Below are 21064 nucleotides of genomic sequence, written 5' to 3'. Positions count from 1 at the left end.
GAATATAATTTTTATTATCATTAATAAACATAGTTCACTTAATTGAAAATTCAAATGAAAACAGACATTTAATACAAATCATGGCTTTATACATTGTCGTTTAATATTTAATTTTTTTACGAAATTGTGCCGGAGAGACTCGATAAAGCTTGCTGAACTGTGTAGTAAGGTGACTTTGGCTGCTAAAACCAAGAACTTCAGCGAGCTGGCTTATGCTAAAACTGCTATGAATTAGCAGCTCTCTCGCTCTATTTAAGCGCGTGTTTAAAGTAAATTGATGAACAGTCTGGCCCATTGCATCATTAAATATTTTTCGAAAATATGACTCGCTTACCGCTAGCTCATTGGCAGTTTGGATACGCTTAAATCTTCATTTAGGTTGGAATGGATATAAAAGGATCTTTTCAAGGCTTGTTAGTAGTGCCACTATTTTTAGTGTCTCGTCTATTTTTTGAGCCTGATAGATTCGGTCAATAATATTTTATAGGTAAGATCAATCAACTCGGTCCCATCTTGAGTGCACATATAATTGATATGCTGACCTACTCGGCGATGTCCATCATCATCTAAAGCCTTACCAAATGCTACTTGATTAGCCATTTCATGGTATTGTGGATGTGTATCGGCAATGCGATTAACTGCGACTCGTAACGCTTGCAGCCCTACAGTTTCGGCAAGGTGAATATCAGTTACCAAACCCGTGATGTACTGCTGGCACATTTCATCACTCTTTAAGTTAGATGCGTTAGCTGGTTCACAAACGAGTATAGATAAAAGTAGCAAAGTTATTTGTTTCAAAGTTTCATACTTCCTTCTTCAAGCTAAAAAAAATGAAGGCCTATACAGACCTTCACTTTTATTATTCTATTTTTTGTTTAAAGATAAATTACTTAGCTTCTACGTAGTTTAATAAACGGTAACCATCATTTTTAACTTTATCAGATGGAATATAGTGACGTACTGCAAGGTTAAATACCCCTGAGTCATTTTCAGTATCAATGTTGTTTGGTGCATCGCTGCCACAACCAAAGCTAAGAGTGAACGTGCCATCTTTATTAGGTTTCGCTGTATTTGAACTTACGTGTGCAACATCATTAAACATAAAACCTTTTTTGTCATAAACAGTAAATGACCAAAATGCGTTGTTTTCTGGATCTGCAAACGTCGCTTGATGACACTGTTCCATTGGATAGTTTCCTGAGATTTCATAAATGTTATCAGCAAGCTGAGCACCACCCCAGCCTAGAGCTGCACCAACAGAATATTTTTCTTTAGTAAACATTTCTTTTGATGAATCACGAGGATCGGTAAACATACCATAAGTTGCATCTGCACCATCTCGTTTCATAATAGTTGGAGTTTGTGCTTTTAAGGCATTTTCAGTTTTAGTAAACGATGCTTCATTTACTTGAACAGATGTAAACTTATTATTTGACTTAGCTTTAATCATCATTTGATCTTGATATTCTTTAGCTTCAGCTTCTGTAAACGTTGAATCTAAACGAATGATTAAGTACATATGAGTACCAGTATGCGTGGTTAAATTAAAGGTACCAGCGCCATACATCATCGCTTGAATACGGTGATCTTCAGTCACAGGCTGTACAGACATATATTTACCTTCAGGGATCTCAGGCATGCTGATATAAGCACCTTTAGATACATCAACTACCGCCATAGAATAATAAGTATCGCGATTCATACGTACAACAGGTTGATTATCTGTTGGTGTTAATTGGCGTTTATGCAAAAGCTTATTTATCCCAGCAAGCTCTTGGTTTTTAATTAATTGTCGAGATGTTTCAAATGTTGCATAGTTATCTGTAGTTACAACGGTTCCATCGTCTGCAAAAAACTCTTGTGAAGTTGATACTGTAGTTCCAGCCATTGCTGAAAATGTGAAAAGGCTAGCGCTAATGGCTGTTGCTAAAACTAATTTGTTCATTTGTTTAATCCTTGATTAATTAATTCCATTAAATGATATACATCTAATTAACGTTTGGATAATTATTTATTCTCATAAAGTATTATGCTCAGTATGCATAACAAAGCGAACCAATGATGCACAAGACAGATTTTACTGTTTTATTCACAGGAGAAAATTTTTATTATCATTATTAAAAATAGCCAAAGAATAATAAAACACAAATTAAAATCAATAAAACATCATAAAAACATAAGGTTAATATTAATATCTAGTTAAAATACAATGTGATTAAACTTAATGATATTGATGTAAAACCAGCATCAATCAGATGCAAAAAAACACTTCCAAAGAAGTGTTTTTATTAAGGTGTAAATAATAAAAAGTCAGAGGCAATTAACTTAACCCTGACCCTAGTTTTTAACTATTTAACCGGAATAAAATCACCTGGTTTCCAAGATCCGTCTAACCAAGTTTCAGTTGGACCATATACACGGAAAATAACGTTATAACCTTTATTTTCTCTAGTTTGTACCCAGTTACCTTCAGCACCTTTTGGTGCTTTTGGTGCGAAGTGAATAGTGACAGTACCATCATTATTCTTTTTCACAGCTTTACTAAGACCGTCAATACCTGCTCCTACTTGATCGGTTTCAAGCATAGAACGTGTTTGGTTGTCATAAACCATGAAGGACCAGAACTTACTCACAGGAATGTTCGCGGGTAATGTAACCGTATAATGCTTATTTCCATCTAATAGTGTGCTATTAACATCACGAGTAGCTAGGCGGTAATCAGAGCCTTGACCAGGTGTTTTAGTCACCATGTCTGGTGTGATACCTGTTGCCATAAAGTGGAACATTGCACGGTCATCCGCATTTATCACACCATGGTCATTATCTACGAACAAGTGCCCATTAATTAGTGGCGTAAACCATTTGCGATCGTCATAAGTCGTAACGGCTTCTGATGGATGGAAGTAAGTACTTCTAGCTTCGGCAGTAGCAATTTTTGAGGCTTCTTTTAGGATACCTTTCATGCGTTCATCAGGATTGAACTCTTTACCTTTTTCAATACCTAAACGCTTGGCAAGTGACAACCATTCTGGATCAAATACTTCTGATGGTTCATGCTGGATAAGAGCATTTATTTCATCGAAGAAAGTTTCATCCATAGCATGAACTGTGTTGTATTGAACACTGCTAAAATCTACAAAATTAGTACGACTTTCACTATCATAAGGGTAAAGCTTCATCGTATCTTTCATCTTTTGTATATCAGCCTTCATGGTCTTAGGTGAGGTGATGATACGGAAAAGTAACCAATGGCGATAACCATTTGTTTCAACATGAATGTAGCCTTCAGGTAACTCTCCTTTATAAGAGCTATGGTAGATAAAATATTTACCCCCCTTACCTTGATCTTCAGGATGAGTTACCCCGACACGAGATGTAAATTTAAAAGCTGCATTATCAATTAAACCTAAAATAGGCGTTCCGACTTCAAGTACCACAGGTCCATTTTTAACATCTACTTCCCCTGAAACATAAGGTGTAGTTGTATTTGCCGTTAGCCAAATACTCTTTGCGTTAAGAAGTCCTTCAGAAATACCAATAGTACGATTAGGCTCCATACCAATACTAACGTGACCGGCTAATAATCCTTGAATAGAAGCAACTGGAATACCGGATAGAAATACTCGAACTGCATCAGCCGTATCGACAAAGTCTCTCGCTTTTTCATGAGTTGTAGCAGTTGGTGCGCCGTCAGTGTAATTTAATTGCCCTAAATATTTAGAATCAACAGTGTTAGGGGTGATAATTGAATTAGGTACTTTAGCAGCATAAGTCGGCTCTGCTGCATTTACAGTTCCGATGAAAGTCATGGTTGCCAAAGCAATAACAGTAAGTTTTTTACTAAAAGTATTCATAACGCATATCCTTGAATAAAATCTAAAAAAGTGTGTATCTAAATGATGGGTAAAGTTTATGTTAATAGAAACATTACTGCCAATAATTTAAATCAATCACAATTATTACCAAGACGCATAAAGCATTATTAATAAATATAATGATGGGTAATTTAAATTGCACACTCTCCTTAAACCTTAATATAAAAATGGCATTTAACAAGGAAGTTTATTATTTATATTTTTCAATAAATTATATAGGTTTTTAACATTGTTCCGTAAAGGTAAATAAAAAAAATCAACATAATTAATTATGTTGATTTCTCGTGTTATTTATTAAGTGTATGAACTAGTCACTGATCTTAACCATATCGTTTAACATCCAATTCTTGAAAAACGTTTTAGACGTTGGACGGTATAAACGGAATAATAAGAAGTAGTCTTCACCACCCGTTGGTACCCAGTTTGCTTCTTGGCCTTTTGGTGCTTTTGGACCAAAATACAGATCATAAGAGCCATCAGAATTTTTTATCATTTCATCGGCATTACGTGAAGACAAACCTACGCGGTCTACATTTCTAACAAAGTTTTTAGTTTCCATGCTGTACACAATAGCTGACCAAAAATCTTCCGCGGGAGTATCAGCAGGCACATTAAGTTTATAAGTAGCTTTGCCGTCTAGCATCTCACCGTTTGAGTCACGTAGGCCAGTTAGGTAAAATGTAGAGCCGCCCAACTGTTTAGGTAAGTAAGTTACGTAGAAGTATGAAGCAGCACGCTTGTCAACTAACACTTCGTTTTCGTCAATAAATGGAAAACCTAGTTGAGCTTGAGGGCCGAAGTTCCAAAATGACCACTGAGACAATGCTTTACCATCTTTATCTCTCCACAATGCACTGACGGTTTGATCTGGCTCGACAAACTTAGACTGCATGTGTGCATAAGCCATTAGCAAACCTTCGTTCATCGCTTTCTTTTGTTGCTCGGTTGGAGCAAACTTCTTACCTTTAACAATGCCTAAATCTTTCAGTAACGATGCCATGGCTTTGTCTTGAGTACGAATTGGATTCTCTTGAATAACTTCATTAACGTCTTGGAAGAATGTTTCGTTGTAATACGGCAAAGAGTCATATGCAACATTAGTAGCATCTAAATAATCAGTCTTTGGAGGATTCGCGGCATCAGCTAAGTTGTACATTTTAATTGTTTGCGCATAATCACCAGCATCTTTATCCGTAGCACCATTTGTTAATGATGGGCGGAATGAAAAACCGTAAAGGTAAGTATCAGTTTCAAATACAAGGTAACCTTTTTTTTCTAAATCGCTTTTACTACCAAGTTTGTTGTCATAGCCAGGTGGTAGAAATACATACTTACCGCCTTTACCTTTATCAGCGCCCTTGTAGCCTACGTCGGTAATTGGCACTTCCCATTGGCTAACAACTGAACCAAAATAGTTCAACTTATCTGTCGCGGCAGGCACTTCGATAACAATAGGACCGTTTTTTGAAGTAAGAGTACCCCATGCATATGCGGTTGTATCATTAGCAGTTAAAAAACCTTTATCAGAGCCAAATGGTTTATTAACATACACGACATCGTTGTAGCCGCCTCCTTCAAAATTACGTCGCGTAGCTTTAAGAAAATCGGTTTGTGTAACAGCTGGCATATAATGGATTGCTGTTTGAGTAGCACGTTGTACCATTATTTTATATTGCAAATTTTCAATTTGTGCTGAACGATTAAGAATATCGTTTGTATCATTGAATGATTCTGCCATCGCAGGCATAGCTGCCGCGGATAAAGTTAGTAATGAAGCGAGTAATATTTTCTTCATGGGTAATTTCCTTTATTAAAAGTTAAATTAGGCTATATATATAAATTAGTCTATAAAATCAGATAGCTAACTATTAGTAAATAAATAATAAAATTAGGTTTTAATATTGAACATTGAACATTGAATACCAGTAAACTGTTTCATGCCCTGCTCTAAACTTGCAGTAATATTAACAAACACACCTCATGAAAACGAACGCGTAATTTTCCAAAAGCATATGATTTCAATTCATATGAAAATTTCTTACGACATAACGTTATTGCCATAAATCATTGGTTAACGAGAGTCAGAATAGAGTTTTGCCAGCATTACGGGGCAAAAAAAAACACTTCCGAAGAAGTGTTTTTAATTAACGTGACCCTGACCCTAGAGTTTATTTACTTAACCGGAATAAAATCGCCCGGTTTCCAAGTTTTATCAAACCATGGCTCTAGTGGGCCGTATAAACGTAGTAATACGTTGTAACCTTTACCTGGCATGGTTTGAACCCAGTTATTCTCTTGGCCAGCTGGTGCTTTTGGGCCAAAGAAGATAGTTACACTACCGTCATCTGCTACTTTCATACCTTCTAACATAGAGTCTACACCACCTGTTTTTTGGTCGGTCTCTAAAATTGAACGCGTGTGGTTGTCATATACCATGAACGACCAGAAGTTTTTCGCTGGAATTGGTCCAGGCATTGTTACTGAGTAAGTTGTACCGCCATCAAGCATTTTGCCAGTATTATCCGTTGCAGCAATTTCATACACTGAACCAGCACCTACTTGTGGTTTGACCATAAATGGTGTGATACCAGTTGCATAGAAGTGAAAACCTACACGGTCATCTAATGCGCGAGCACCGTTGGCATCTAAAAACTCATGGCTACCAGCGGCTAATGGTGAGTACCATTGACGATCTGGGTAGAAGTACACATCAGGGTTACGCGGCTTGTACATTACAGCACGGCCGGCAGCATTACCAAGGGCTGCTGCTTCAGATAAAATACCTTGCATGCGAGCATCAGGCTTAAACTCTTTACCTTTTTCTATACCAATAGCACGTGCTAAACCTAGTAACTCTGGGTCACCAGAATTGGCTGGTTCATATTGAATCACTTCATTTAACTCATTATAGAATGAGGCATCAGTGGCATGAATGGTGTTGTATTTTTTACCTGATAAATTAACAAACTCATTTGGCTCTGGGCTTGCCGCCTCAGATAGTGGATACATTTTAAAGCCATTTTTAAATTTCGTTAGTGTTTGCTCTAAGCTTTCACCAGGCATTTGTGCGGCACGAAGAATCAACCAATGACGATAAGTGCTAGTTTTCATTACGATGTAGCCTTCTGGGATATCACCTTTATAGTCTTCACCAACAACTAAATATTTGCCACCTTTACCACGGTCAGCAGCGTTACCTAAGCCAACATCACCGACATACTTAAAGTAAGCATCATCAATAATCGCAATCACTGGTGAGCCAATTTCAATAACCACAGGACCATTTTTAACATCCACTTCGGTGGTAATATATGGTGTTGTGGTATTTGGTGTTAACCAAAGAGATTTTGCATCCATTAATTGCTCTGTAATACCTACTGATTTATTTGGCTCCATACCAATTGCAACATGACCATGTAACATGGCGTACATAGATGCGGTTGCCATACCAGACTCAAACAATTGCACGGCGCGAGAAGTATCTAAGAAATCATATGATTTTTCTAAGGTTTCATCGGTTGGGAATCCATCAACAAACGTTAGCTCGCCTGCATATTTGGTGTGAACAGTGTTAGGGGTAACAAGAGCTGCTGGGACGTCAGCTGCATATTTAGGAGCATGTTGAGGTGTCATATCTGCAGAGGCCGTACAGGCTAAAGTCATTGTTGCTAAGGCAATAACAGTAAGTTTTTTACTAAATGTATTCATAACGCAATTCCTTGAATAAAATCTAAAAAGTTGTGTATCTAAATGATGGGAAAAGTTTATGTTAATAGGTAAATTAATACCAATGATAATATATAATTACAATTATTACCCTTGTGCATATTGCATTATTATTAAAATGAATAAAGGTTTTGCTTTAAATACTTTGCTAAATGAGTTTATTTTGAACCATTCATGGCAAATTGACATTCCTTCATCCCTGAACTGAGTCAATGTTAAACCATCCATGGCAAATTGACATTCCTTCATCCCTGAACTGAGTCAATGTTAAGCCATCCTTGGCAAATTGACATTCCTTCATCCCTGAACTGAGTCAATGTTAAGCCATCCTTGGCAAATTGACATTCCTTCATCCCTGAACTGAGTCAATGTTAAGCCATCCTTGGCAAATTGACATTCCTTCATCCCTGAAGTAAAAATAGCTTATCGTTACTGATAAGCTATTATTTTTATACAATTTTAATTATTTAACCGTTTTCTCGGGATTAATTTTTCCATCGATTACTTTTTGGCTGACACCGTAGTAGCGCATCGTAAATGAAAAATCTAAGCCTTTAGTGTCAATATTATTTACCGCATCAGCACCACAGTTAAACGAGACAGTTACCGTTTTATCGCTATTCACAGTCCAAGTATTTGAAGATACATGTTTAACACCAGGCATTAAATAGCGTGCGCTATCATAAGGTGTGATTGAGGTAAAATATTTCGACTCAGGATCTTCAAAAGTAGTCGATAAACATTTGCTACCATCTAACATTACAGAGTTAGAATAAAGGTTTGCTACGTTAACTTCGGGAGATGAGCCACCCCAACCATTAGCATTCTCTAAGTTCCACTGATGACGATCAGTTATTCCATCGGATGTTCTTGGGAATGTATAAGTAAACACAGCACCTTGTGTTTCAGCAGTTAGTTTAGAAACCCACTCTTCAACTTCATCATAATTATAGTTTTGAACGCTATAAGTGTTAAATTTAAAGGTATCATCGCTAATTTTATCCTGAGCTGCTCGAGCCGCTTCTATCCCCTTTTCCACACCTGTACGGTATATTAAAAAGGCAAAATCAGTTTCAACAGGAAGATCATAGTCTCCTTCACCAACCACATATTGTTGACCATGGCCACCTTCTGTTACCACTTGAACCGCTAGATATACATCTGTTTTTGGTATTGAAAATTTAATGTGACCATTTTCAGCTTCAGCAATTACAACAGAATATAAAGTATCATCATTCATTTGAACTGTAGGAGCATCTTTGCCCCTAGGCGGTAAATTTCTCATGTGAGTGATTTGTTTATTAGCACCAAGTGCTACCCAGTTTCTATAATTACGCGCAGTTTCTGCATGGGCAAAATTAGCATCAGTTACTTCAATAAATTGACTAGTTGCTGCTGCCATTGTCACTGTCGATGTGTCAGTAGTTTGTGAACATGCAGCTAAAACAGATGTTAAAGCGAAAGCGATTAATGAGGTTTTAAATGATTTTTTCAAGGTAAAGCTCCAAACAAATTTAAAATTAAAACACATGCAATTTAACTATAGATAAACTTATTATTTTTGCAAATAAAACAATAACTTACTTTCTATATTTACAGTGAACACTTTAAGCATTGAGCAATAAGAAATGAAAATTCATGTTTGCTAGCCGCTTTAAACTTGCAGTAATATTAACAAGCACCTATCATGAAATCGAATGCTTTATTTTCACACAGGGTATGATTTAAATTCATATGGATAATTCAACCGAAAAACAACTCAATCGCATTGATCTTAATTTGTTGATCGCGTTAAGCGTGCTATTAAAAGAAAAGAATGTCAGTAAAGCGGCAGAGGTGCTGTTTTTAACACAATCTGCAATGAGTAAAACCCTAAAGCGCTTACGAGATTTATTTAATGATGAACTGCTATTTCGCTCAGCAAATAAAATGCATATAACGATTAAGGGCGAGCAATTACAAAAACAGCTTCCAACTTTACTCGCCTCATTAAATAGCTTTATGCAGGAGGATAAATTTGATCCTATTACTTGTGACATGTCTTTCTCGGTATCTGTACCTGCAGCAATGAACCACTCAGTGTTATTACCATTACTACAAATATTGGCTGAACAAGCACCTAAAATAAGAATTACCGAGCACCCCGCTCTTGTTGATCCTTATAACATGTTAGAAAACAATGATATTGATTTTGCTATCCACTTTGCTGATAACAATGATGCAAATTTTACCGTAACACCTTGTGAAAAATTTTCTTTAGCGATATTTTCCGGTAAGCATCATCCACTTTTATGCGAAAGCAAAGGTGAGGTTAAGAAAAACATCAGCTATGAAGATTGTTTACAATATAATTTTATTGCGATGAATCATGGTGACAACACGCAAACTAAGATCACTTCGACCATCCATGCAATATTAAATGAGCCCAAATACATAGAAAAGTTAGTATTTAAAAGTAATCAATTGCTGTTAATAACAGAACTGCTGGCAACAACTGATTCTTTGTATATTGGCCCAGAACATTTATTAAGGGTTTCGAATTTAAGTAATACAATTGCGCCAGTTCATACGTTTGATTTGGCTGATGATAATAAGGTCCCCACTTATTTAATCGAACATAAGCGGGTAACCAATAGTTTGGCTCATCAATGGTTAAAACAGAAGATACTTGAGCAGTTCAATTGATTTTCTTAAAATTAACCTAGGGTCAGAGTCAGGTTATTTCAAACCTGACTCTGACCCTAGTGTTTATTAAAGACTAATTTCTAATACGTCTGTTTTAGCCCTAGTTACACAAGGCGTAAATAACTTTTTCTCAAAATGCTCTCTCTCATTTAAAACCAAATCTTTATGCTCTACTTCGCCTGATTTCACTTTACATTTGCATGTTCCACACACGCCATTTTCACAAGACATAGGCACAAATATATTATTTTCTTTAAGCACTTGAATAATCGACTTGTCTTTAGGGACTAAAAACTCTTGCTTATGCCCGGTAACTTTTAAGGTAAATTCTTTGTTTGAATTAACATCACCCTGCTCTGCACCACTAAAGCTTTCTTTATTAAACTGCTCTTTGGCCAAACCAACTTTTTTAGCACTATTTTCAATATAATTCATAAAGCCTTCTGGACCACATACATAAACATTCGCAGAGGCATCACTTGATAATAATTGTTCGGCATTTAACGCTGCACTGTTGTTATCCTCATCAATATAAACATTAATGTTGTTGGCAAATGGCATTGTGCTCCACTGTTGTTTAAATGCCCATTTATCAGTATTGGCAAAACAATAATGTAACTCAAATGGTGTGCCTTGATGATGTAACTTCCAAGCCATTGCTAACATAGGGGTAATACCTATACCGCCAGCAAACAGTAATACGTTTGAGGCTGGCTTTAGCGCAAATAAATTCCGTGGCTTACTAATTTTAACCACTTGTCCCACCTTAAACATTTCATGCAATAATTTTGAACCGCCACGGCCATTTTCTTCACATTGCACCGCTATTTGATAACAATCATTTTGTTGATAATCATTACAAAGTGAATACTGACGAACAAGGCCATCTTTTACTTCAACGTCGATATGTGCGCCGGGTTCAAACTCAGGTAAATTTTGTCCATTTTCGCTAGGTTCAAATGTATAACAGTTAATGCCTTGGGCAACTTGTTCAATATTAGCAATGGTTACATATAAGTGTGATTGCTGCTCTTGATTATGCTTAGCTTGTTTATGTTGCTCCTGGTTTTGCGCATTTAATTGAGTAAATTTTTCAGCATCAATGCCTATATTTGCTAGGTTTTGGCGTTCGAATATATCTTTACCTAGTTGCCACGCTTGCCAATTTCGATATATCGGCATGTTAGGGTATAAATGGTGGATTAGATGTCTGTTCTGACCAAAGTAAACTTTCGCAAAAGGACTGTCAAAGCCACGCATTATCGCTGTAGTCATAAAAGGGCTTTGCTCTTTTACACTGCACTTTTCAGGTGGGTGCTGAACATAGGCAAACATTAAAATAGCCACAAAAAAACCAATACGCTGCGGAATAACATACAACATCAAAAACTCATACCAATAAGCTGAAGTAAAACCTAGCACAAGTACAGAAATATAAATTGTCATAGAAAATAGATTTATCACAGTGGTGCTTCTGGATGCAGAGTCACGATTAGAAAAGCTCCAATAACACCAGTAAAAATCATGAGTAAATACTTTTAACATCCTTGTAAGCCAAGCACCTTGATATAAGTAATCATCAGGGTCTTCCACACCGCACGTGTCGCGATGATGAGTAAGATGTTGATGTCTAAATTGCACGATAGGTAATTGCGGATACGGTATAACCGTAAGCAACGTACCTAGAATATCATTTACCCATCGGTTTCTTGACAGTACTAAATGAGAGGCTTCATGAACGGTTAATATAAAGATAAAAAAGGTGTAAGTACTTAATAACGTTAACCACCACGCCGATAAATTGCCCGCTAACCATTCATTAGAAAGATACAGCCAAGCCATTAAACTTAACAAGCAGCTTATTATTAAAACCCAATTTAAAGAAGGCACATAAAGCAGTTTTTTAAATTCAGCTCTTGAGGCCAGTTCTTTTAAATCTTCAATGGCTGTTGTTGGCATCTGCCCTTTTATGGTGTTTGTATTCATAGTTAACCTGTTGATGTTCACTTTAAGTATTATTTTATGTATCGATTGGTACATAAACTATCGTATAATGTTTAAACGATCAATAGCTATTTGGAAAGTTTCTATTTAGATAGCACGGGTATGCACATAAACAGCCAATAAATTACTGTTAACACTAGATATTTACTTTTTAATATTTTTTAGAAATGTTAGGTTATTTATTCACAACTTTAGGTGATAAGAGATGGCAAGACCGGTAAAAACAGAACACGGCAAAGGAAATGTCGACTGGACTAAGCAACAGCTAATTAATGCTGCGGCTGAGCAATTTTCAAAGCTTGGCTTTCAAGGCGCTTCGCTAAGTAAAATTAGAGAGAAAGTAGGCGTAAAAAACTCAACTATTTTGTATCATTTTAAATCTAAAGAGGGTTTATATTTAGCGGTAACTGAGCATTTAGAACAAAGCTTTGCCCAAATGATAGATGATTTATTTCAGCAATATGAAGACGCCTCTGCTTTTGAGCGCTTCTATCAATTTTGTAATACCCTGCAGCAATGGGGGTCAACTCAGCAGTACTTTACCAGTATTGCTATTCAAGAAATGATGAACCGTGAACTCCACAGTGCCAACAGCATGTTTTATCAAAACTTTGGTAAACGTTTAGAACAAACGGTTGATTTTATTAAAGGTGATGATGAAGAAGTGATATGGCAGAAGGTAAACTGGAAAATATATATCGTGAACGTGTTTTTATCTATATTGCTCGGTCAAGCAGTATCGGTAGCCATACCTATTGCGTTAAGTATTTCTGAAGAAGACTATAAACAGCAACATATTAATGAAGTAATTCGCAGCCAGTTGTTAGCATTAGTGAATGATAGAAGCGTTGCTGAAGAGTTTTTAGAAACAAAATAAAAAGAGATCTAAAGTTAGATCTCTTTTTATTATAACCTGTAAAAGGCCTTTTTATCTTTAAAAGATAATCTTACTTAGCTTTTAGTAATGGTAATAAACGATAGCCATTTATAACTTTGTCAGAAGGCATATAGTGACGAATACCTAAGTTAAACATACCAGTTTCGTTTTTGGTTTTAATGTTGTTAATTGCATCATCACCACAACCAAAACTCATAGTATAAGTACCGTCTTTATTTGCTGTCGCAGAATTTGAACTCAAGCTAGCAAGGTCGTTAAACATAAAGCCATTTTTGTCGTAAACAGTGAAAGACCAAAACGCTCTGTTTTTAGGATCTTCAAACGTTGCTTGATAACACTTATCTGCAGCATAGTTTCCAGATACTTCGTAAACATTGTCTTTAAGTTGTGCACCACCCCAACCTATTGCTGCGCCTATCGCATATTTTTTTTCAGTAAACATTTCTTTTGAAGAATCACGAGGATCAGTAAACATACCATATAAAGCTTCTGCACCTTCGGCTTTAAACAATGCTGGCATTTGTGCTTTTAAATCGGCTTCGACTTTATGAAATGACTCTTTATTTACTGGTTTTGATGTAAATGGAATACTAGACTTAGCCGTTATTTTCATAAGATCTTGGTATTTATGAGCTTCTGCTTTTGGTAGCGTTGAATCTAAACGAATAACCAGGTGAAGATAGTTACCATCATGCGTAGATAAATTAAAGTTACCAGAGCCATAAACCATGGCTTGAATACGATGATCTTCAGTTACTGGTTGAACAGACATGTATGTGCCTTCAGGAACTTCAGGCATTGTAATATAAGCACCTTTAGAAGTATCTACTACTGCAAATGTATAGTAAGTATCGCGGTTCATGCGAACAACGGGCTGTTGGTCTGTTGGTGTTAATTCGCGTTTATGAAGCAATTGGTTTACACCCACTTGATCTTGAGTTTTCAATAACTGACGCGATGTTTCTAACGTAGGGTAGTTTTCTTCTGTTGCTACGGTACCACTTTTACTAAAAAACTGATCTAAATTGGTAGCCATGTCTCCAGCAGACGCTGAAAATGCTAAAATGTTTAAGCTTAGTACTGCTGTTAAAACTATTTTATTCATCTGTACTTCCTTTTAATAAATGGTTAAATGTAAATAAGTTGATACCTATAGTTTAGCTAAAATCCCAATCAAAACAAATGTATAAAACTCATTAAGCATTATAATTAAAACGAATAACTCACTAAAAGCATAATATAGTAAGTCACTAAATCATTGTTCGTTATTAAGATCCATGGAGAATTTAAACCGTGAAAATGCCAAACTAATTTTCTTTGTTTTAACTAAGGTATTAAAAATATTTTTTGCTTCCTCGGTTGAAATAGATAAATTATTTTTGATCTCAAAAGCAAACGCAAGTCGCTGTAGTTTAACCAATAACGCTTGTTGTTGAGGGCTTTTTTCTAGCTGCTGAGCAAGCGCACTAGCATTGGCACTGCCATTATCTGGAATAACATTAATAACTTGATATAGCGTCATTATCGCTGCTTGATAATTCTGCTCTTCAATATGCTTTAAATATAGTTGTTTTAGTTTGTTACGCTGAGCTTTATCTGATGTTTTAAACGATTGCATTAGTGCCTGTTTATGCTGGTAAATTGCCCTTAAAATAAAAATCCCAAACACAATGAGCACAATAATATATAACCACTGCAATACCGGATAGTTATTTGTAGAGCCTAATTCTGCATCAGTGTTACTCTGTGAGTTCTCAGTAATTAAACCACCACCATCACCCACTACAAACTCTTGTTTTGCAATTATTGCTTGTTGAGGCTGTTTGGTTTTAATATTCCACCAAGTAATTTTTTGCTCAGGTATAACGTAGCGGCCTTCTTGTTGAAATATAAAGGTAACTTCTTGGCTTGCAATTGCCTGTTGTAACTTAGACAACCTATCAACGTCGTCTTTTTTTACAATCGGTTTTGTATACAGCTTAATGCCCGGCAGTGCTGGTATGTTAAAATCAGGTAACAGCAATGCATGCATGTTATCAGCAGTTAGTTTATAGGTTAAGGTTACTGCATTGCCAACTTCTAACTTAGTTTCACTGGCATCTTTTTGTTGTTCAGTTAGCACAAGGTTCGAGCTTACCAAGTATTCTTGCCCGTTAAGTGACGCTGGCGATTTATCTACGATAAACTGTTGCGACTTGGTTTTTAATTGCCCTTTAACCTTTTGTTTATTTTTAAAATTTATTGATACATCAACTGAAACAGGCGGTACTACAAATTCGCCATTTTGCATTGTATAAACAACAAGTTTCTTTTGTTGCACAAACCAGTCTTTACCATCAATAGTTTTAATATCTAGTGTTGTATTTTCACTTGGCGGTATAACGATAGCATCGGTAATATCAACGTACGATAAAGTCATATTGTCGGCAAAAGGCTGGGCACTCATAACCTCTATTTCAAAGGTAACCGATTGATTAGGTATTATTGTTCCCTCTGTTTGCAATGACATTGTCAGTGATAGCTCTTGCTTGTCAATCAGGCTTTCAACGGTTTCTGCAAATGTAGGCGTGGAAACAAAACATAAAAATGCTAAAACTATTAATAATAGCGAAGCTATGTTATTTGATCTCTGTATGGCAATATTATTTGCTCGCATTTATATGCTCCTGTTGAAATTTCTTTTGCAAAAATTTACCAGGGTTTTTCTGCACTTGTTCTAACCACAGTTCATCTGAAACGGACTTAGCTTTAGGCTCGTCCTTTTTATCTTCTATGTCACCTTTTTGTTTACGTAAAACTTGGTTTTCATTTGATAGTTCGTCATCGCTAGCGCTTGGTTTTTTGGTCATCGACTTCATTATTTTTTGCAATAAAGCCATGTTATTCATGGCTCCTGCATGATCTTCCTGCAACTTCAATACTTGTTCAAACTGCTCTATAGCCAGCTCAAACTTACCTTTGTGAGCATTAGCGTTTGCCTTTGAAAATATGGAATCGACATCATCAAATTGAGCATATACAGAGGCTGCTTGCTCAAAGTTGCCATTTAAATAATAGCTATGTGCAACCCATTTTTGGCTTGCAAATGTTAATGCAGCCTTTTCAAATTCACCACGTTCAAAGTAAATTTTAGCTTGCTGATCCCTTGTTAACCAAAGATTGATAAAACTTTGTGGCTGCAAGTAAATGCTAATTGATAATACAAGGATAACGGCAGTAAAAATTTGCTTACGCTTAGCTCGCAATTTAGTTAAAGTGCCTGCAAGTGTTACTTTAGGTTTATCGGTTGCACCTTGAAAATGCCTTGTTTGTTGAATATTTACCATTGCATTGTCCACCCACGTCTAAACCAAGTCGCTTGTAAAACCAATAATATAAACAACAATAAATAACCTGAGTCGTACCAAGGCTGCGAATTATCATCGCCTAAAAACATATTATTTTTAATTGAACGGCTTACTTGTTTGACATCATCAGAGCTATGAGTAAATGCCACCATAGTGCCGTTTCCTGCATCGGCTAAGCTTTCTAATTGATCAAGTTGCACACCAGATAAGCCAGCACTGCTCGCAAGGCCGCTGTCTGGGTTTTCTGCGATTGCCCATACCACCATTTGGTGTGCTTGTTTGCTAAAGAATTCTTTAAATGTTGTGGCTGTATTATTAGCCGTGCTGTCGGTAACAAGCAGCACTGTTGATGGTGATTTTGTCTGTGCTAACAGTCGCTCAATTGGCGCAATAAGTGATTGTTCAAGTTTTTCTCTTGCAGGCATTATATTAGTATCTAGCACATCAAGAAAATGAGCGATCATCTTCCTATCCTGCGTAATTGGCATAGCAATATGAGCACTGCCGGCGTAAACAACCAATGCTGTTTTTGCATCCCCTCGCATGTCGAGTAATTCATTAATTTTTTGCTTTGCCCGTAATAACCTAGAGGGCTGCAAGTCACTTGACTGCATAGACTCTGAAACATCTAAGGCAATAATTAACACTGACTCATCAACAAAAAATGGCGTTTGTTGTTGTTTCCAACTTGGTCCCGCCATCACTAATGTTGCAATAACAGCAAAAATAGCAAACAACTTTTTAGGCGTGAACAAACGCTTGTTTGACTCTGTTTGTGCAAGGTTGGCAATAACTTTATCTGACATATAACCGCGCCATTGAGTAAATAAATCATCTTTAGTTACTAGTAATCGATAAAAAATAAATAAAGGTATGGCTGATAAAAGCCAAAGTGGCCTTAAAAAGTGAAAGTTTGATAGTTGTGATAACGCCAAACCATCCCAAATAGAGAAGATAAAATCACCCATGTGCTTCTCCCTTGCTCACTTTATTGCTTACATCATTGCGTTCATTAACAGGAAGGTTTTTCACTGTTTTTTGCTTTATTAACTGTGCAGTTAAAAATATTAACACTACCAACAAGTTAGCAATGAAATAAACAGCAAACGCCCAATGGTGAACACTGGTGCGTGGTCGATATGACAATGTTTCGTATTGCTGTTTTTCTAGGTTATTTATAGTTTCGTATGCCAATTGTAGTTGAGCTTTATTTTGTGCTTCAAAACTTGCTCCATTGGTGATTTCAGCGACTTTTTCCAACGTTGGTAAGTCCATTTTATAAACACCTTTGCTACTTGGGTCGCCTACCGCTATGGTGTAAATTTTAATATCATGTTTGGCTGCAATTTCAGCTGCTTTTATTGGTGTCATTTTAGAGCCGGTATCGTCGCCATCAGTAAGTAAAATCAATATCCGCTGCTTGCTCTTTTCTTGCTCAAACGTTGCTATTGCTAAACCAATGGCATCGCCAAATGCGGTAGCAAACCCTGCATACCCTAATTGCGTATCATCAAGTAAATTTTGCCAGGTAGAAATGTCATCGGTAAAAGGCGCTTGTAGGTAAGCCGCGTCTGCAAATAATATTAAACCTAAACGATCGCCTTGACGCTGACTGGCAAACTCTTTCATTACAATTTTTGAAGCAACCAAGCGATCAACTTTATTACCAGTTTGATCAGTAAAGTCTTGTTCAGACATAGAGCCAGATAAATCTAAAGCCACCATAATTTCACGAGCTGATTTTTTCTGTTCAATTGGCTCGCCAACATATTCAGGCTTAGCAATGGCAACAATAAGTGCAATCCAACCAATCACTAGCAATACTTTTTGTATTGTACGTCGTTTTAATAGCACAGCACCGGCGCGAGGTTGCTCTCCAGAAACCTCTACCAACCTTTTAAAATAAGGAACTTGCAACGAGTCTCGTTGTTCTTTGTAAGCAGGCGCCACTAAATAAACTATAAAAGGTAAAGCTAGTAAGACAAAAGCCCAAGGGTATGCAAATTCAATCATACATACCTCTATGATTAGCTATCCAGTGCGCGACTTGTTGTTTAAAAGCAATGAGTTGTTGTGGTTCTAAATCAACTTCAGGTGAATAGGCTAAGTTATTTAGCACGCCTGAAAATTGACTATGAAACTTGGCATTTTTACATTGTGAATCTAACCATTGCTCCCAGTTTGCACCGAGTAGCGGGCTTATAACCTTTCGCTCATATGCATACAGAGCGGTGCTTCTAAGTAACTGCGGGATCAATTTTATATCTTCTTTTTCATTGCCAAGTTGGGCAAGTTGCAACAACGCACCACGACGATAAGCATTACTCACATAGCGTTTAAATACTAAATAAATTCTATAAAGTAAGTAGCAAATAAAAATCAGTAAAATTATTTGCCAGCCAAGAGTCTGCGGCCACCAATTAATATCAACAGGGGCAGATATCTCACTAAAGTCTTTTAGCAAAGGATTGCTATTATTAGGAGTTATTGTGTTTGTAAGTGCTTCAGCCATAAATTATTGGTTTCAATATCGTTATATTTACTAAAAATCTGATCAGAGTTATAAGCCAAGTGCTTTTCGCAGTTGCTTTTCAGTTGCAGTTAAGGTGTCAAAGGGCAATACAGGAATTCGATACTTACTGGCAACTTTGGCAAACAAATCTAATTTTTCGATCACATCTTGTTGAAATTTTTGCTGTAATTGTGGCGTTTTTGACGACACCTCAATTTGCATGTCACCATCACTTATCACCATTTGTGACATAGTTGCCAATTGATGCTCAAGAGGATCGCTTACATGACAAAAAATGATTTCATTGTGTTGGCTCAGTGTTTTAATGTATTCACTGCATTTTTGGTTCCAACCATAGCCATCAGTTATAAAAATAACCAAGGCGTCATGGCCAACAATGCGTGTTACTTGTTCAAGCATATGCTCAAGTGATAAGTGATGTTCTTTACCAACTTCACCACTTTTAAGTAGATGATTTTGACGGGTAATTTCAGCCATTAATTGGATAACCTGGTTTCTGCTTCGCTTTGGTCCCATGCTTACAGCATTGTTGTCATTAAAAATTACGCCACCCACTCTATCGGTACTATCAATGACTTTCCAAGCAATCAGTGCGGCAATTTCAGCAGCAATAACAGACTTCATTTTACCTTTACTGCCAAAGAACATACTTTGTCTTTGGTCCACCAATAGCAAGACATTACGTTCACGCTCTTCGGTATAAACCTTTACGTGCGGTTTACCGGTGCGAATTGTTACCTTCCAATCCATGGTGCGAATATCGTCACCAATATGGTATTGGCGCATTTCTTCAAAGTTTAGACCGCGACCACGTAATTTTGAGGCATTTTTACCCGCAAGGATGCTATTAACAGGTTGCTTTGGTGTAAACGAAAACCCTTGTGCTTTAAATTGCAGGCGTCGCAGTGCATCCAAACTGGTATATATATCGGGATCGTCATGTAATGCAGCAGTTGTATTAGTAGCTTTCATCAGTGCCTCTTATGCGACAGCGACTTGCTTCAAAATTTCATCAATGACTTGGTCGGCGCTAATACCATCGGCCAATGCATCGTAACTTAAAATTAACCGATGCCTTAATACGCCATGAACAACTTGACGAACATCATCTGGGTCAACAAAGTCTTTACCATTAAGCCAAGCCATTGAACGCGCACATTTATCTAATGCAATACTTGCTCGTGGGCTTGAGCCAACGCTAACCCATTTAGCTAATGGAGATTCAGAATAATTCTCAGGCTCTCGAGTGGCGATAACGATGGCAACCATGTAATCAAGTACAGCATCACTACAATGAATGTCTTGTATTTGCGTTCGAGCATCGAAAATACATTGTGGGTCAATTGGCACAACTTTTTCAGTTACTGGTTTTTCTTCACCGCGAACTAATTTAATTATTTTCGCTTCATCAGCAAACTTCGGGTAATCAAGGTTGATTTTCATCATGAACCTGTCCATTTGCGCTTCTGGCAATGGATAAGTCCCCTCTTGCTCTACAGGGTTTTGCGTGGCAAGTACCATAAATAACTCAGGCAACTTATAGGTTTTACCCGCTACAGTTATTTGCCTTTCTTCCATCGCCTCTAAAAGAGCAGCCTGAACTTTCGCTGGTGAGCGATTTATCTCATCGGCTAACAACAAATTATTAAATACCGGCCCTTGCTGAAAGGTTAACGTTGGTTTGCCATCAATATCTTGATAAATTTCAGTACCAGTAACATCTGACGGTAATAAATCTGGGGTAAATTGTACTCGCCCAAGATCAACACTAAGCGCTTGCGAGAGCGCTTTAATTGAACGAGTTTTTGCCGTACCGGGTAAACCTTCTAGCAACACATTACCATTGGTTAATAACGACACTAATAGTGTTTCAACCATATGTTCCTGTCCAATAACAGACTTTTGCAGCTGCTGCTTTAATTGCAATATGGTATCAAGTGTTTGATTCATGGATCTTCCTTTAAATTTATACCAAGTCCATTACAACTGGCTAAAT

The 21064-nt window shown here is 36.9% G+C and carries 18 protein-coding genes; 2 read left to right on the top strand and 16 right to left on the bottom strand.

The genetic code is table 11. From position 1 onward, the window contains the following. Nucleotides 1-100: 100 nt before the first annotated feature. From RGQ13_RS20145 to RGQ13_RS07720, 7 genes are all read right to left on the bottom strand, one after another. Nucleotides 101-358, bottom strand: a complete 258-nt coding sequence (locus RGQ13_RS20145; protein ID WP_405054194.1) for a helix-turn-helix transcriptional regulator — start codon at nucleotides 356-358, stop codon at nucleotides 101-103. A gap of 86 nt (nucleotides 359-444) precedes the next feature. Next, nucleotides 445-798 (bottom strand): hypothetical protein, encoded by a 354-nt coding sequence (locus RGQ13_RS07745; protein WP_348392983.1) that lies wholly within the window; start codon nucleotides 796-798, stop codon nucleotides 445-447. Nucleotides 799-886: 88 nt separating this feature from the next. Beyond that, entirely contained in the window at nucleotides 887-1945 is a 1059-nt protein-coding gene (locus tag RGQ13_RS07740) for a DUF1254 domain-containing protein (RefSeq protein WP_348392982.1), read from the bottom strand. A 403-nt stretch (nucleotides 1946-2348) separates the two neighbouring features. Next, nucleotides 2349-3854 (bottom strand): DUF1254 domain-containing protein, encoded by a 1506-nt coding sequence (locus RGQ13_RS07735; RefSeq protein ID WP_348392981.1) that lies wholly within the window; start codon nucleotides 3852-3854, stop codon nucleotides 2349-2351. 328 nt (nucleotides 3855-4182) lie between these two features. Further along, a complete protein-coding gene (locus RGQ13_RS07730; protein ID WP_348392980.1) occupies nucleotides 4183-5670 on the bottom strand; it encodes a DUF1214 domain-containing protein in 1488 nt (495 codons plus the stop codon). A 377-nt stretch (nucleotides 5671-6047) separates the two neighbouring features. Beyond that, nucleotides 6048-7583: a DUF1254 domain-containing protein gene (locus tag RGQ13_RS07725; protein WP_348392979.1), complete on the bottom strand. Its 1536-nt coding sequence runs from the start codon at nucleotides 7581-7583 to the stop codon at nucleotides 6048-6050. 481 nt (nucleotides 7584-8064) lie between these two features. Next, the gene (locus tag RGQ13_RS07720; RefSeq protein ID WP_348392978.1) at nucleotides 8065-9096 is read right to left on the bottom strand and encodes a DUF1254 domain-containing protein; all 1032 of its coding nucleotides are present in this window, start codon (nucleotides 9094-9096) and stop codon (nucleotides 8065-8067) included. Between the two features lie 239 nt (nucleotides 9097-9335). On the opposite strand from RGQ13_RS07720, the gene RGQ13_RS07715 reads away from it, so the two are divergent. Further along, nucleotides 9336-10286, top strand: coding sequence for a LysR family transcriptional regulator (locus tag RGQ13_RS07715; protein WP_348392977.1), 951 nt, complete (start codon nucleotides 9336-9338; stop codon nucleotides 10284-10286). Between the two features lie 66 nt (nucleotides 10287-10352). Here RGQ13_RS07715 and RGQ13_RS07710 read toward each other — a convergent pair whose 3' ends face one another. Next, nucleotides 10353-12272 carry a fatty acid desaturase gene (locus tag RGQ13_RS07710; protein ID WP_348392976.1) on the bottom strand — a complete coding sequence of 640 codons (1920 nt, stop codon included), beginning with the start codon at nucleotides 12270-12272 and terminating at the stop codon, nucleotides 10353-10355. A 223-nt stretch (nucleotides 12273-12495) separates the two neighbouring features. Between RGQ13_RS07710 and RGQ13_RS07705 the strand changes: the two genes are divergently transcribed. Next, the gene (locus RGQ13_RS07705; RefSeq protein WP_348392975.1) at nucleotides 12496-13167 is read left to right on the top strand and encodes a TetR/AcrR family transcriptional regulator; all 672 of its coding nucleotides are present in this window, start codon (nucleotides 12496-12498) and stop codon (nucleotides 13165-13167) included. A 70-nt stretch (nucleotides 13168-13237) separates the two neighbouring features. On the opposite strand, the gene RGQ13_RS07700 is transcribed toward RGQ13_RS07705, so the two are convergent. From RGQ13_RS07700 to RGQ13_RS07665, 8 genes are all read right to left on the bottom strand, one after another. Next, nucleotides 13238-14293, bottom strand: a complete 1056-nt coding sequence (locus RGQ13_RS07700; RefSeq protein ID WP_348392974.1) for a DUF1254 domain-containing protein — start codon at nucleotides 14291-14293, stop codon at nucleotides 13238-13240. Nucleotides 14294-14443: 150 nt separating this feature from the next. Beyond that, nucleotides 14444-15844, bottom strand: coding sequence for a hypothetical protein (locus RGQ13_RS07695; RefSeq protein WP_348392973.1), 1401 nt, complete (start codon nucleotides 15842-15844; stop codon nucleotides 14444-14446). After that, complete coding sequence (locus RGQ13_RS07690; protein WP_348392972.1) at nucleotides 15831-16514, bottom strand: tetratricopeptide repeat protein; 684 nt, start codon at nucleotides 16512-16514, stop codon at nucleotides 15831-15833. Before RGQ13_RS07690 ends, RGQ13_RS07695 begins: the two co-directional genes overlap by 14 nt. Then, complete coding sequence (locus RGQ13_RS07685) at nucleotides 16508-17503, bottom strand: vWA domain-containing protein (RefSeq protein ID WP_348392971.1); 996 nt, start codon at nucleotides 17501-17503, stop codon at nucleotides 16508-16510. The genes RGQ13_RS07690 and RGQ13_RS07685 overlap by 7 nt, the downstream gene beginning before the upstream one ends. Then, entirely contained in the window at nucleotides 17496-18548 is a 1053-nt protein-coding gene (locus tag RGQ13_RS07680) for a VWA domain-containing protein (RefSeq protein ID WP_348392970.1), read from the bottom strand. Before RGQ13_RS07680 ends, RGQ13_RS07685 begins: the two co-directional genes overlap by 8 nt. Beyond that, entirely contained in the window at nucleotides 18541-19047 is a 507-nt protein-coding gene (locus RGQ13_RS07675; RefSeq protein WP_348392969.1) for a DUF4381 domain-containing protein, read from the bottom strand. Before RGQ13_RS07675 ends, RGQ13_RS07680 begins: the two co-directional genes overlap by 8 nt. A gap of 48 nt (nucleotides 19048-19095) precedes the next feature. Then, nucleotides 19096-20040 (bottom strand): DUF58 domain-containing protein, encoded by a 945-nt coding sequence (locus tag RGQ13_RS07670; protein ID WP_348392968.1) that lies wholly within the window; start codon nucleotides 20038-20040, stop codon nucleotides 19096-19098. A gap of 9 nt (nucleotides 20041-20049) precedes the next feature. Beyond that, complete coding sequence (locus RGQ13_RS07665) at nucleotides 20050-21018, bottom strand: AAA family ATPase (protein ID WP_348392967.1); 969 nt, start codon at nucleotides 21016-21018, stop codon at nucleotides 20050-20052. Nucleotides 21019-21064: the final 46 nt, after the last annotated feature.

This window comes from Thalassotalea psychrophila (assembly GCF_031583595.1).
Lineage (GTDB): Bacteria > Pseudomonadota > Gammaproteobacteria > Enterobacterales > Alteromonadaceae > Thalassotalea_A > Thalassotalea_A psychrophila.
Note: the sequence above shows the minus strand (reverse complement) of the source record. Positions and strands in the feature narration are given on the sequence as shown.